The sequence below is a fragment of the Brevibacillus sp. 7WMA2 genome (genome assembly GCF_010748895.1).
In the GTDB taxonomy this organism is placed as follows: domain Bacteria; phylum Bacillota; class Bacilli; order Brevibacillales; family Brevibacillaceae; genus Brevibacillus_B; species Brevibacillus_B halotolerans.
The window spans coordinates 2793151-2807155 of the sequence record NZ_CP048799.1 but is presented as its reverse complement, the minus strand read 5'-3'; the positions used below and the strand labels follow the sequence as shown (position 1 = coordinate 2807155).

The following is a 14005-nucleotide window of genomic DNA, read 5'->3' as shown; positions in this document are numbered from 1 at the left end:
CTATCTATTCAACTGTTTCTTCATCATGATATGATCGATGCCGGCGTCATCAAAAATTTCACCGTAACCCTCATACCCCAATTTCTCATAAAATGGCTGGGCTTGTAGCTGAGCCGAAAGCTTGAGCGTTGAGTTCCCTTGCTGGACAGCGATTTTTTCCAGGTGAAGCATTAGTTCACGACCCAGGCCTGTCCCGCGGGTTTCTTGTTTGACAGCAACACGTTCAATTTTTCCCACTCCTTGTTCAGGAGAACGAAGGCGTCCGGTAGCTACCGGTTCGATATCTCGGTAGGCTATAACGTGTATGGTCGGATCAGAGAGCTGGTCGTGCTCATCAATTTCCAGATCCTCCGGTACCTGTTGTTCTTCTATAAAAACAACACGGCGCACATGCAATGCATCTTGCAATTCTTTGTCTGTGGTTACTTGGCGAATGGTATACATTTACTTTCCTCCGAAATATAGTAAGAATAATCTATTGTCTATAGATGAGTAGATGATGTCAACATCTCAAATCTGTTTATAAAAGCAAACAAGGCCATAACGAGCAAGGCCTTGTTTATCCAATTTCATTTGAAAATAACAAGTTAGGCTAATGGAAAGCTTCTTACAATCGACCACTTACCATCAACTTCTTCTTTTAGTACATGTAGATCTGTTATTTCAGAAGGAAAATCGAATTTCATCATGCCCAACTGATCGACAACATCCTTTAATTCAGACTCACTTAAATCACGTCCTATGGTCAGATGAGGGACGAAGGCAAACTCTTCCTGATGATCACCGAAGTATCTCATAATGCTGGCATGCAAGTTTTCAACAGCTTCTTTGTTCTGAAAGGATAGAAAAATAACGTTGGTAGTAGGATGGAACGTAGAAGCCCTGTGGAAATTAATAGAAAAAGATGAGGTTGATTTTGCGATGTCTTCCAATTGAGCGGACAAGGCAGCAATCTGCATATCATCCGCTTCAAATGCCTCTTTTAACCGGATATATGGCTGAACCAAGGCATAGGCAGGGTCGTACCGTTTACGGTATGAGTTAGCGACTTCTTGCACTTCTTTTGATGGGAAAAGTACGATACTATATTTCATGGAAAACCCTCCTCCTCATATAAAATGCCCATTAAACGCTTTTCTCTATTTTAACAGAAAATTCTTTCGGTGTATAATGTTGCGGTTGTCTTGTATATACTTGCCTTTTTCAGGAAACCCTACTGGAAAAGGGGGTGATACATATGAAAAGTGCTGTTTTGATGACGTATGCTTTTTTAGGAATTGCCATGCTACTTGTACTGCTCTTTACGATGCTTTGGGTTATTCTTAAAAGTGATAAAACCGTTATAACCAATGGATCTGCCCGCTCTCAATTACGTGACCCGACAGATCCTGCCACTAGAGAATAGAGCTATCATTTGGGCTTATCTATCTTCTTTGCTACGAGTAAAAATAACGAATAATCTGGGGCAGATGGGCTTGCCAATGCTCCCATGTATGGTCGCCTTCGCTTATTTCTAAGTGAAAGGTGGCCTTTTTTTGTTGCAATAATTCTACAAAGCGTTGGTGTGGGGTAAATAGATCAATCGTTCCGTAGCTTGTAGAGACAGCCGTTTCTTTGGTACCAATCTCCAGATAAAGAGATAATTGCTCAAAGGACTGGCTATTTGCCGCTAAGTTATAAAAGGATTCATACAGGGCTCCTGACTGAGAGGCTACATTACCAAATGTATGAGGATAACGGATAGCGGCCGCTAAGGAAACCGTACCACCTAGTGAGTCACCGATCAGTGTCCGTCCACCACTTAATGGCTCTGTAGCAAAATGCTGATCCATATACGGCGCTACTTCTTCTGCCATGAAGCGTATATAGGCATCAAATTCCTCGCCATCAGGATGATAGCGTGAGCGTCTTTTTTCCTTTTCAACGGGAATAAACACAACGATGAGATTCTGAATCTCCCTTTTATCCAGCATACTGTTAAGCAAACCTGGCAGGCGTCCCAAGCTCAAGTAATCCCGTCCGTCCTGAGCGTATAAGACTGGATAAGAATACAGCGGTGAATAAAAGGGTGGTGTATAAATAAGTAGCGTTTCCGTGGTGCCCAGATATTGACTAGCGAGAGTCACTTCTGACAAGCTACCTTTTGGAGTCTGAGAAGTAGACATGGGATAACCTATTTTACTGTATAGGGGAGGGGGACGGCAAAAGGGAAATGGGCTTAAACTTTTAGAAAAGCAGGCTGTATGAAGCAAAAAAAACAGCGATTTGCTTGAACCGGGTAACCAATGAGGGCAATACGGTCTGATCGAACAGTGCAGAGAGTCGCAACCCACACAGAATGTGATACTATATAAGATGTATTCATTATTTTGCCACTCATGTGTGTAAGGAGGTTGGCTGTATGAAAATCAAAAGGGTACACAGTAAACAAGTTAGAGATGCAGCTTTAGCCAGCTTGACAGAACGAGGAGTATCCATTGAGGCTATTGCAGAAATCGTACACGCGATGCAATCGCCCTATTACCCTACTCTGGCCATGGAGGCTTGCATAGAAAGCGTTCAGGCTGTTTTAGAAAAACGTGAAATCCAACACGCCATTTTAGTGGGCATCGAACTGGATAAATTGGCTGAAAAAGGTTTGCTTTCTGAACCTTTGCAATCCATAATCGCAGGTGACGAGGGTCTTTTTGGTTGTGATGAAACATTGGCACTTGGTTCCGTTTTTGGCTATGGCAGTATTGCTGTAACAACGTTTGGGCATCTAGATAAACAAAAAATTGGCATTATTAAACAACTGGATAATAAAACAGAAGGGAAAGTAAATACCTTTCTGGACGACATGGTGTGTAGCATAGCCGCTAATGCATCAAGTCGAATGGCGCACCGCCTGCGCGATGAAGAAGAAACAGAGGCAGCGAGAAAGCAAGAAGAAGAATCCGATCAATTGCGGATCAACATTGGAATGGCAGGTCAGCAAGCAACTTCCGATCAGGCTGGATAAGCCATTACGTATTATTTTTTGAAGAGCGTAGAGATTATGAAATTTCTCCCATGAAGGATAAAAGTAGAAAGCACCTGAGCCAGTTTTTTGGCAGGGTGCTTTTTTTGTGAGGGCTGGCTTATTTGTTATTTCTAAGGAAAGCAGCATGGAGGTGGAAAAGGAAGATATAAAATGATTCTTAGAAGGTAAAGCAGGATGTTTTATTTACGTAAAGCTTGTAAACATAATGTTTTTTCTATGAAAGAAAAAAGAGGTTATACGAGAAAACATGAATAAAAAATAAAGAGCATGAATTTTTGATTAAATATTCAAAAAATAATTGACAATTGCACGCAAAAGGGAGAATATGTAAATTAAGGTGATATTATGAATGAGGAGTGAAAATTAATGCGCATATCTAAGCTGTATCATGCTGTAATTTGTATTACTCTAACTTCTAGTTTATTACTGCCTATCCCTATGTTTTCTACCAAAGCCTTAGCAGCCGCCCCTGCTCCTACTCTGCATGACGAGAATCCCCATGGTGCTTTTGGTGATTGGTATACGGGAGCTATTCCGCCTAACGCTTCGCCGGACAAGCCTGTCATTTTATTCGTTCAAGGACTTCACGCTACCTACAAAAAGTTTTATCGAGACGGCGGCTTATATGAAGCAGCCTACAACTCGGGGTACCGCACTGCTTTTGTGCAATTAAGAGATGCTGATGGTGATGGCGGCAACATGTATACCAATGGAGAAAAGCTCGCTAAAGTGATTAAAAAAGTAGCCGATTATTACAACGTAAAACAAATCGCAATTGTAGCTCATTCTAAAGGCGGCGTTGATACACAAGCAGCCCTCATTCATTATGGTGCGGCCCCTTATGTTCATACGGTTCATCAGCTTGCTACTCCTAATAAAGGCTCTGAGCTGGCAGACTTAGCCTATTCCTCGTGGTTCTCCTGGCTCGCCGAAATTTTAGGCAAAAAAGATGATGCCGTATACTCCTTACAAACCTCCTACATGGCTAATTTCCGCAAGCAAACAGATAATCATAGGGATATCAACAAAACCAGAACCTATATGGCAGCAGGTACAGGGGATGATGGCATATTTACAAAGTATTGGTTCGCCCATGCTGTTTTACCAGGTGAAGACGATGGAGCCGTTACCGTTGATTCTGCTTTTGGCTTACCCTATGGAATTAAAACCTTTAAGAAAAATATCTCTCATACTGCTATTACCGATGCTAAACACGTATGGTCAGAGGTAGAATCCAATATACGTAAAAGCTCGAAAGAATTACAACCCAATTTTGCACAGGAATTAGACAGAGAATATCAATTGGACGAGGAAGAAAACACTCCAGCCTCAATCGTGAGCAATACAATTGTAAGAGGCGGTAAGATTAAAGGAAAGACGCAGGATACCTTCTTGCTGGAAAGCGGAGTTAGTCAGATGATGGTAGATGTTATGACAGCGAATGAAAAGACAAAAGTTAAGCTGATTAGCCCATCAGGCAAGGAGTATACGCCAAAGAGACTAGGAGACAGTGACTTTGACTCTGAGACTGACGTGGATGGGGACGAGACTCAGGAACTGTTTGCAAGTGCGATCCATCATGGATTTAAAATTGATGATCCAGAAAAAGGGAAATGGAAGCTTGTTGCGTCTGGGAAAAACGATGCCTACTTTATGTTTGCTCAGGTAGAGAGTGACCAACCAATGGAAGTAGTAAGTGAGAAAAAAATCTATGAACCAGGTGAGCGAGGAGAAATCCGAGTCGAATTACCTGAAGCTACTATTAAGAAACAGGCAATTGCTAATGTTAGCATGGTTGAAACAAAGAATCGACAGCTTTTGGCCGCGGAAAATTATCTGAAAATTAAGGAAAAAGACGATGAGATTCAAGGAACTTTTAAAGCTCCACGGGAACCAGGGGTTTACAACATTTGCTTAGAAATCACTGGGGTAAATGAATTTGGGGAAGAGTTTTCACGGTCGGTCTGGTATAATTTTGCGGTCATCGATGAGGATGCAGAGGAAGAGCTATAGGTATATTTTGTAATACATTTTTCATATTACATTGCAAAAATAGATGAATGGTACAATTATGATATTATTATTAAAAAATTAAATTCTTTATTGTATGCGTTTACATTGTGTGATATCATTCATTATACAAAAATGAAAATCAGTTATACGGCGTGTTACTAGTACGACTAGGCATGAGCTAAAGGGTGAGTAGATAATTCTTTCTGCTACCTTTTTAGTTCATGCTTTTTTGCTAGCCATTTTCCTTATGCATGAGGAGGATCGTGCAAAGCCGTGCTTCTGATTAACCTAACAACATAGAGCTGCTCATAAGGAGGAATTTTTTATGATGTTACGCAACAAAAAATTACTAGCTAGTGTAATTCTAGCAGCATCCCTGGTAACAACGTCTAGTGTATTCGCGAATCCAAGTACGACTACTGTAAAAAATGATGAGCCTACAAGCTACCGTATTAACCAGCTAAAAGAAACAGCGATGTACTATTACTGGCACGGTGGTGATTTAAAGAAAGCAGAAGCGGAGATTTTTAAGGGGATTACCTTAAAAGGAAAATACGATGTTGTTGAAAACGCTTACCTAGAAGCAACTATGCTTGACCCTTTTGATAATGACCTGAAATTCGGACTAGCTTCTACTCAAATCATTCAAAAGAAGCTTCCGGAAGCATTAGAGACCTATAAGCAAATTCTGAATCTTGACCCTACTAATTTTAATGCTAATTTGTTATACGGTGTTTATTCCAAGGTTAATGGTGATACAAAAACGTATGATGCTCAAATGGCCAAATTAAAGAAATTAGATGAGAAAAAAGCAAACGAGTACGCAGCAAAGCTTGCCTCTGCTGAAGCTTATATGCAGACTGTTTTTAACAAGGACGTACCAAAAGGCTTGCCACAAAAAGATCATGCCATCGTCATTCTAGGCTATGCGCTAGCAGAGGATGGAACCATGCGAGAGCCATTAATTGAACGTCTAAAAGCAGGACTTGCTCTAGCAAAGCAGTATCCAAATTCTAAAATCATCGTAAGCGGCGGTGTACCGAAAAAAGGGGTAACGGAAGCGGACGCTATGAGCAAATGGCTCATGGAGCAAGGGATTGATAAGAACCGTATTCTATTAGATAACAAAGCAACCGATACCGTTGAAAATGCGCTTTTTTCCATTGCAATCATGGAGCGTGAAGGCTTAAAGGATATGACACTGGTATCCAGTGCGAGTCATATGCGTCGTGGATTAAGTGTGTTTAAAGAAGCGAGTGAGCATTATGCGAAGCAATTGGGTAAAAAGAACGATCGCAACATCACTAATATGGTATATCTAGATTATAAATCCATGGAAGAAGCCCATAAAGTAACAAAGGATGAGCAGTTAGTTATTTACCGTGATTTATTGAGAACAAGCGGAATTTGGGCGTACCCTGGTATGCAGCGCTAGGCGTTATTTTTTACTTATTGTAAGCTATTCAGTATGATCTGAGGCTTTTGTTAGTAGAATAATGCTGATGTTACAAAACAGAATTGGACATTAGGATAGATGTAACTAGCAGAGAGCGCACGCTGTTATTTTATTTCTTTAAGTAAAAAAGTCAAAAGGCTGTGGAGCCGTCTTGTCTGTAGGTTTATCTGTGGATGAGACGGTTCTTTTTACGTGTATTTTTTAGTGGGATTTCATATAATTAACTTTAATTACATACAGAGGTATATACTCACAATAATGTTTTTTAAAAGAATTTTCCTAAATAGTTACATAAAGGCTGAAAAAAAACCGATGTAAATAATAGATATAAAGTCCTAGTCAGCTATACTGTCAGGCTGATTTACTATCAAGGGAGGGCATAGGCTAATGAAATGGCTAGACATACGAAATAGTATATTTAATCGAAAGACCTTGCGGAGTAGGCTGATGTTCCTGATTATTGTTGTCCTAATATTACAGGGAATCCTCATCGGCTATTCCTCCTACTACATTTCGAAATGGCAATTGGAACAAAAATTAGAGGAAACAGCTAAATCGAATGTAAGTTTATTGAACCAAGCAATTGACCAGATTATCCAATTAGAGATTGCTAATCTCGATACTCTGGTCCTACAAATTACCTCTAGTCAAATCGACACGCAGAGTCCTGAGCTTCGAAAAATAATGGAGGACTTTGCAAAACAGCATCCTGAGATCGAAATCGTAACAGTTGGGAATCAAAATGGTGCATGGATGAAAGCTCCTAACCCAGGTAAACAAGACTATGATCCACGAACGCGAGATTGGTATAAACAGGTCATGAAGGATCCGAGCGCCATCGCTATCCATAATCCTGTCATTTCGATGACAACAAAAAATTATGTATTGAATATCGGTAAAGCGCTTCCAGATGGACAGGGTGCCGTAAGTATTAGTTTAAGCATTAATAAACTTCACGAGCTAGTGGGAAGTGTAAAATTTGGTTCTGAAGGATATGCGTATCTGCTAGATCGTACGAACAAATTCATGTCCCATCCTACACAAGCCATGGGACATCAGGTAGATGGTGAGCAATACACATACATACAACAAACCGATAAGGGCTCGATCGACTATGATTCCCCTGAGAACGGTAAAAAATTAAAAGCAGTTTTTGAGACCAACCCTTTAACAGGCTGGAAGGTCGCAGGGGTCCTTTCAAATGAAGAATATGCAAAGGCTTCTGCCCCGATTCTGAACCAAACGGCCTTCATTTTAGTTGTCTTTCTCGTAGCCGCTTCGATCTTAATATTTATCTGGACAAGTAAAATTACAAAACCAGTAGAACTACTGGCTGTCGCTGCTAAACGAGTAAGCGATGGTTATTTAGACGAAAAGGTGAATATTAATCAGAACGATGAGATTGGTCAATTAGCCACCAACTTCAATGAAATGGTAGGTTCTCTGAGAGGGATTGTCACAGAGATGAAGGAAACATCTAATCAATTGGCGGCGTCAAGTCAACAAATGACAGCTAGTACACTCCAAAATTCTAAAGCGGTTGAATATGTGACTGAGCTAATAGAGGAGTCGGCAAACGGATCAAAAGCACAAGCAGTAGCTACATCTGAAAGCGCTCGGACCATGGAAGAAATGTCATCGGGTATTTTTAAAATCGCCGAATCAGCAAATGCCATTGTAGATTCATCGGCAAAAACCTCAGAGGATGTACAGAATGGTAATCAAAAAGTAATAGTAGTGACAGAACAAATGGAAGCGATTCGTCAATCTGTAGAAGAATCCGCAGGTATTATGGAACAATTGCAAAAGCATAGCGGACAAATCGCTGAGATGAGTACAGCTATCGTTGATATTGCGGAGCAGACGAACTTGCTATCGTTAAATGCAGCGATTGAAGCAGCACGGGCAGGAGAGCAGGGAAGAGGCTTTGCTGTTGTTGCGAATGAAGTCAGAAAGCTTGCAGATCAATCCAAACAAACGGCAGATCGCATCCAAGAGATTATCATACAGGTAACGAGCTTGACCCAGAATGCATCAGAAGTCATGAAAAAGAAAGTTCATGCAGATGTCCAAAAGGGTATTGTGGTGACAACAGAAGCTAGAGAAGCCTTTACTAACATTCAAGCATCGACACAGCATATCGTTGAACAAATTCATGACGTATCAGCCATTACCGAACAAATGTCGGCAAGTGCACAAGAAGTCTCTGCCTCCATGCGCGAGATTGCCCAGATTGCCCAAGGCATGGCGACCTCTTCACAGAGTGTTACCGGAGCATCTGAGGAACAGCTCGCATCAATGGAGGAGATTACTTCATCTGCAACTGCACTGACTAAGATGGCAGAAGGAATGCGGCGTGCTGTTGAAAGATTTAAGATAAACGAATAAGAGAAAAGTAGAAAAGATAGAGGAGCAATATGGAGTGCCTACCTAGCAGGAAAGTCCTGTTAGGTAGGCACTATTCATGTAGAGATACCTTTTATTACCAAAAATAGACCTAGAGTATAATGTGAGAATGAACAAAACAGCAAAACCAGCAGAACCAAAAGTGCTGGTAGAATTGGCGGATCTTGGTAGGGAAAAGCTTAGCTTAGTAAAGAAAATTGATGTGCGTAAATATTCCGATAGAAAATAAGCTATTGGGGAAAATTCACAAAAAAAAGCAGAAAAAGTTTTATTTAACTATTGAATCTTAAATGAAAATGAGTTATACTTATTTTTGTCAACAAGCAATGCTTATATATGTTATACATAACCTTTTAAGCATAAGGGCCCTTAGCTCAGTTGGTCAGAGCGGTCGGCTCATAACCGATTGGTCGTAGGTTCGAGTCCTACAGGGCCCACCAAATACATAGTTCATTCCCAGAAAAATTTGATCCGGTAGCTCAGCTGGGAGAGCACCATCTTGACAGGGTGGGGGTCGCTGGTTCGAACCCAGTCCGGATCACCATAACAGAAAAACCGCGTCATATCAACGTTTTATACACGCAGGACACTACGTTGGACATATCGAAGACATACCGCAAGGTGTAGGCGATAGGTTCCGCAGGGTGTAGCTGATCGTTAAACAAACGCTCTCTTTCCGTAAACATACTGGAAGGGAGCGTTTTTATTTTGGATAGACGAAAAGGAAAGCGTCAACGAACGGAAAGATTTTCGGTAACTTCTGAATACGCGTTAGACGCGTTGTTCGAGAGATTTTATCACGCTAAGGTTGCGGAGGGAAGAAAGGATCGAACACTCGCAAGCTATAAAGAGAACTACGGATTTTTTGTAGAATACATGGATTTACGCGGGTTAGGTAGAGATGTTAGAAATGTGGATACAGAAATGATACGGGGTTACATCGTTTGGATGCTCAAAGAGAAAATACGATTCGAAGGGCATAAGTTTAAAACAGAAGCAGAGCAGACGGTAGGGCTTACTCCTACGACTGTGAATACGCGACTGAAAACGATGCGAACCTTTTTTAAGCACCTTACAACAGAGAGCTACATTTCTTCCAACCCTTTTGAATCTATTAAAAAGGTCGAGGAAGATGAGAACGAGATAAAAATAATGAGCGTTGAACAACTACAGACCCTACTAGCCATGCCGAATCAACGTAGATATAGTGGGTTCCGCGACTATGTGATTATGAATGTCTTGATTGACGGGTTCTTTCGTATTAACGAGGTACTGTCGTTAAGAAAGATGGACATTGATTTTGTAATAGGAATGATCACGGTACGTGCCGAAGAGTCAAAGAATCGAAAGTCACGCTCTGTACCTATAAATAGACATACTCTTCGATTAATACAGGACGTAATAAAAGAAAACGAAGACTTTGACACGGATTATGTTTTTCTTGCTAACTACGGCGAACCTTTGAGAGATGGACAATTTCGGCATCGATTAAAGGAATATGCAAAGCAAGCCAATATTCCGATACGTATTCACCCGCACCTGTTTCGGCATACGGCCGCGACAATGTTTTTGGAAAACGGTGGAGACTTACGTCATCTACAAATGATACTGGGACACTCAGACCTGCGAATGGTGATGAGGTATACACATCTATCCAAGACCTCAATTAAAAATCAACACGAGAAGTATTCACCTTTAAATGACGTCATAGGAAAACTCAATAAAGAAAGGAAAATATTACGCTAGTCCTTCGGGGCTGGCGTTTTTTTGTTCAGAAATTTTAGAATTGTACTTAACACGTTGTCACTGTAAACTAAAGAGAGAGAGGATTGACTATGAGAGGAGGGACTGCATGGCTTTCTTAGGACTAGCTTCTGTGCTATTATTTTTTGTTTCCTTGATAATAATTATTAACCCCAAATGGCTATCAAAAGGGAATTTTGTTTTGACTAGGAAGAGGGGTACCTTGATTCTGTTATTATCATTCATAGGTTTCATAAGTGCTTTTACTTTAGACAAACCAACAGGCCTTTCGTCACAGCAGGCGACAACTAGCAAAGTACAAAATGAGGAGCAGACGAAAACAGAAGAAGAACAGCCTAAGATACAAATTGAGGACGCGATTATAAAAAGAGTGACCGACGACGTGAAGAAAAGAGACTTCGTTAAGGACGCGGCGATTATCGTAGATAAGGATCGAGTTAGTCTTGCGGTAATCGTTGGTTACGCTGTCAATAAGGAGACTGCAAAACGTATCGGGAATAACTTTGTGCGCACTCTTGGATCGGCAGCAGGCGGGAAATCCCCAGAAAAGGACTACTATGGAGAGGTCTACGATTATTATGATTTGATAATTACAGTCGCAACACCTGACGAGACAATAATATCGACAGGGGCAAAAGTTACGAATGCACCCGGTATTAAATGGGATAGCTAAGGAGGTTTTCTAACTCCTTGGCTATTTTTTTTGAAAAGGGTACTACGGATATCAGTCTGGGGGGTTCATCAATAAAATCTTGTTATGAAACGTACCAATTTCGACTACCTCATACCCCTATTAATAGTAAAGGGTGTAATAAATGCTAGATGAGTGAAATTAACTTATTAAACGTGTACCAAATTTTTGAGTTTTTGTAGTCTCGTAATTATAGACATTTGTTAAAGAAAAAATTTTTTAAGGTTTATGTCCCAATTTTAATAACTCCATTGCCCTATTAAGAGTAAAGGAACAAAATTTTTTCTTCTAAAAGTGTGCGAACTCATCATCGCGTACGAATAAACAAGTGTAAACATCGGTTGGAGGTGAATATCCGAGTGGCAAACGTATACATCCGAGAGGGCACGCTACGATCCGGCTTTAGTCTCGTTTACCACGACATATGGGACGTATACCATCCGTACATTGGCGACAAGGCAACGCTTTACTATCTGTTCCTCTTACGTTTCCGCAATAACGACGAGTCATCGTTTAACCACGGCAAGTCATGGAGAGGGCGCAAGGGCATCGTTGAAAAGTTCCAGATGAGCTACTCGACGCTCCCGTTATTGGACGGGATACTCAGCGCGATCGGACTGGTGGACATCGAGACACGTCCGAGTCCGAACGGAGCAGACAAGATATACTACACCGTTCATGACCCGTTGACTGAGGCTGAGTTTGCGGGAAGGCTACCGGGATTCATCGAGAGGCTCCGAGAGATGGTAGCGGCGAAGCCCGAGGTAAAGAAACTACTCGGCAAGGAGAAAGGGAGGGAGGTATCTACACACCAGTAGAAACATACTACGCTAGCGTAGAGACATACTACTCACGCGTAGATGAAAAAGAATTATTAAAAAGAATGTTTTTAAAGAATAAAAGATAGCGCATCAATCAGTCACTACGTGCCTTCTATCGCGCGGTCAACAGTGTAAATAGAACGGTATTAGATAAAAGATTATGACGCGGCAGAGGATTTATAAGAGTAGACATGAGAGCGCGAAGTAGTCTATTCGAAGAAGAAAGGATGAGGATAATGAAGGCACAGACCATGCAGGAAACCGCGCTCTCCCACAATTTAAACGTAATCACCGCGGAGATTAATGCCTACAAGAGAGTTGCGGGCGAGGCAATATTCGAAATAGGGCGGAGGCTGAAGCACGTAAAAGAGAATGATCTAGCCTACGGTCAATGGGAAAAGTGGTGTCGAGGAGAAGTCGACATGACTCCGCAACATGCCAATCGGTTCATTCGAGTGGCTGAGAGGTTCGGGGATCGAACATCGATGTTCGGACTAACCATCGCTCACCTAGATTTATTGACCGGGTTTTCCGATCGTGAAATTGAGACGACACACACAATCCCGTCCACAGGCGCGATCAAATCCGTTGACGAAATGACTGTCCGTGAGCTCCGCGAAGTCAAGCGGGCTCTCAAAGCCGAAAGAGAATCGCGTGAACTAGCGGAACGTCAACGAGACGAAGCGGTAGAGTCGGTGCAAGCTCTACGGGATACCATCGAGTCCATTAGCGCAAGTTCAGACGGGGAAGTCATCGAGATAAGAACGGGCTCAGAGATCAGCGGCCGTTCGTTAGAGTTCTCGGCTTCTGTCCGCGATTTTCTAAAAAAATATTCGTTTCTGACACACTTTGACGTAGAGTTCTCGACTTTAAACGAATGCTCTGCGAAGGAGTATCAGACAGCAATTGACGGCATGTACGATTTCTTAGACGGAATATCTAAGATGCTCCCATCGAGACGTAGCCGCGAATCCATAATAATTGAGGCTGATTAACAAGGGGGAATTTAACATGTTCAGTTTAAAACAAGTAAAAGACGGAAAGAAAATAGCGTTCTATATGGACAATACTCCTGAGTATCGCGAGCAAATGTTACTGATTACAAACGCCATCTTCTCAGGCGAGTTGACGCAGATTACCACGTTAAATAAGATCAGCGAATTACTTACGACGCATCTAGCATATTGCTCGGATAAATTCGAGTGGCAAGAACGCAGAGCCCTAGAGCAAGAACGCACGATTAACGAGTTGGTGAAGTTGGTCGAGAGTCTTACGGAACAAAAACCCGCCGTAGTAGCTAAACGGAAAGCTGGACGCCCTTCTAGGAAACAACTCGAATTATGGGAACGTCAATACGACGATATTATTGTACTACATAGGCAGTGGGCGAAAAATAAAGGTTACGATGTGGACAATCAAAATTCAATGGCTCATTCGTGGAATACGATGCATCACGATTACCGAGACGTTTCCGGTTACTGGCCTGCTAAAAAAGATAAGCATCCAGCATTCGGAAGCCGGCAGGCAACTCGCTTAATGACAGCCATTTTTGACGGTGAGGGCGAAAGACTTATTCAATTCCTACGTAGTGATATCGCTAAAAGACCGTCTTCCTCAAAAGAAGTAACCTTACGTCTAAACATAAAAGGAGCCTAGTCCAATGCGTATACTCGCCGGAACGTGGCGCCGGTTATCTCCCGCCACAAAGTTACGATTACTTAACGCGTGGTCACGTAAATAAAACGAAAGTGAGGCGTTTCCTCGTGATAACTTGTAATGACGATTGTACGACTATATGCGACTTCTGCGTGTACTTTCAAGATAGTCACATG

The 14005-nt window shown here is 41.6% G+C and carries 13 protein-coding genes and 2 tRNA genes; 12 read left to right on the top strand and 3 right to left on the bottom strand.

The window, feature by feature from the left end; translation table 11 throughout:
- Complete coding sequence (locus GOP56_RS11455; RefSeq protein WP_121472809.1) at nt 1-444, bottom strand: GNAT family N-acetyltransferase; 444 nt, start codon at nt 442-444, stop codon at nt 1-3.
- 143 nt (nt 445-587) lie between these two features.
- Nucleotides 588-1094 carry a 2'-5' RNA ligase family protein gene (locus GOP56_RS11450; RefSeq protein ID WP_163245661.1) on the bottom strand — a complete coding sequence of 169 codons (507 nt, stop codon included), beginning with the start codon at nt 1092-1094 and terminating at the stop codon, nt 588-590.
- Nucleotides 1095-1237: 143 nt separating this feature from the next.
- Here GOP56_RS11450 and GOP56_RS23395 point away from each other — a divergent pair, with 143 nt between their 5' ends.
- Nucleotides 1238-1405 carry a hypothetical protein gene (locus GOP56_RS23395; RefSeq protein WP_003340005.1) on the top strand — a complete coding sequence of 56 codons (168 nt, stop codon included), beginning with the start codon at nt 1238-1240 and terminating at the stop codon, nt 1403-1405.
- 31 nt (nt 1406-1436) lie between these two features.
- Here the strand turns inward: GOP56_RS23395 and GOP56_RS11445 are convergent, their stop codons facing one another.
- Nucleotides 1437-2165 (bottom strand): alpha/beta hydrolase, encoded by a 729-nt coding sequence (locus tag GOP56_RS11445; protein ID WP_163245660.1) that lies wholly within the window; start codon nt 2163-2165, stop codon nt 1437-1439.
- Nucleotides 2166-2401: 236 nt separating this feature from the next.
- Here GOP56_RS11445 and GOP56_RS11440 point away from each other — a divergent pair, with 236 nt between their 5' ends.
- The 11 genes from GOP56_RS11440 to GOP56_RS11390 all read left to right on the top strand — a co-directional run bounded on the left by GOP56_RS11440 (nt 2402) and on the right by GOP56_RS11390 (nt 13829).
- A complete protein-coding gene (locus GOP56_RS11440; RefSeq protein ID WP_003338788.1) occupies nt 2402-3001 on the top strand; it encodes a phosphatidylglycerophosphatase A family protein in 600 nt (199 codons plus the stop codon).
- A gap of 387 nt (nt 3002-3388) precedes the next feature.
- Nucleotides 3389-5035 carry an esterase/lipase family protein gene (locus tag GOP56_RS11435; RefSeq protein ID WP_163245659.1) on the top strand — a complete coding sequence of 549 codons (1647 nt, stop codon included), beginning with the start codon at nt 3389-3391 and terminating at the stop codon, nt 5033-5035.
- Nucleotides 5036-5360: 325 nt separating this feature from the next.
- Nucleotides 5361-6470, top strand: a complete 1110-nt coding sequence (locus GOP56_RS11430; protein ID WP_121472806.1) for a YdcF family protein — start codon at nt 5361-5363, stop codon at nt 6468-6470.
- 408 nt (nt 6471-6878) lie between these two features.
- Entirely contained in the window at nt 6879-8879 is a 2001-nt protein-coding gene (locus GOP56_RS11425; RefSeq protein ID WP_163245658.1) for a methyl-accepting chemotaxis protein, read from the top strand.
- 381 nt (nt 8880-9260) lie between these two features.
- A tRNA-Ile gene (locus GOP56_RS11420) sits at nt 9261-9337 on the top strand.
- Between the two features lie 28 nt (nt 9338-9365).
- Nucleotides 9366-9441, top strand: a tRNA-Val gene (locus tag GOP56_RS11415).
- Nucleotides 9442-9605: 164 nt separating this feature from the next.
- Entirely contained in the window at nt 9606-10643 is a 1038-nt protein-coding gene (locus tag GOP56_RS11410; RefSeq protein ID WP_233882575.1) for a tyrosine-type recombinase/integrase, read from the top strand.
- Between the two features lie 106 nt (nt 10644-10749).
- A complete protein-coding gene (locus tag GOP56_RS11405) occupies nt 10750-11334 on the top strand; it encodes a hypothetical protein (protein ID WP_163245657.1) in 585 nt (194 codons plus the stop codon).
- A 377-nt stretch (nt 11335-11711) separates the two neighbouring features.
- On the top strand, nt 11712-12170 hold the full coding sequence (locus GOP56_RS11400; protein WP_121473934.1) for a hypothetical protein: 459 nt from the start codon (nt 11712-11714) through the stop codon (nt 12168-12170).
- Nucleotides 12171-12409: 239 nt separating this feature from the next.
- Nucleotides 12410-13168, top strand: a complete 759-nt coding sequence (locus GOP56_RS11395) for a DUF3102 domain-containing protein (protein ID WP_254068405.1) — start codon at nt 12410-12412, stop codon at nt 13166-13168.
- A 16-nt stretch (nt 13169-13184) separates the two neighbouring features.
- On the top strand, nt 13185-13829 hold the full coding sequence (locus GOP56_RS11390; protein WP_101669000.1) for a hypothetical protein: 645 nt from the start codon (nt 13185-13187) through the stop codon (nt 13827-13829).
- Nucleotides 13830-14005 lie beyond the last annotated feature (176 nt).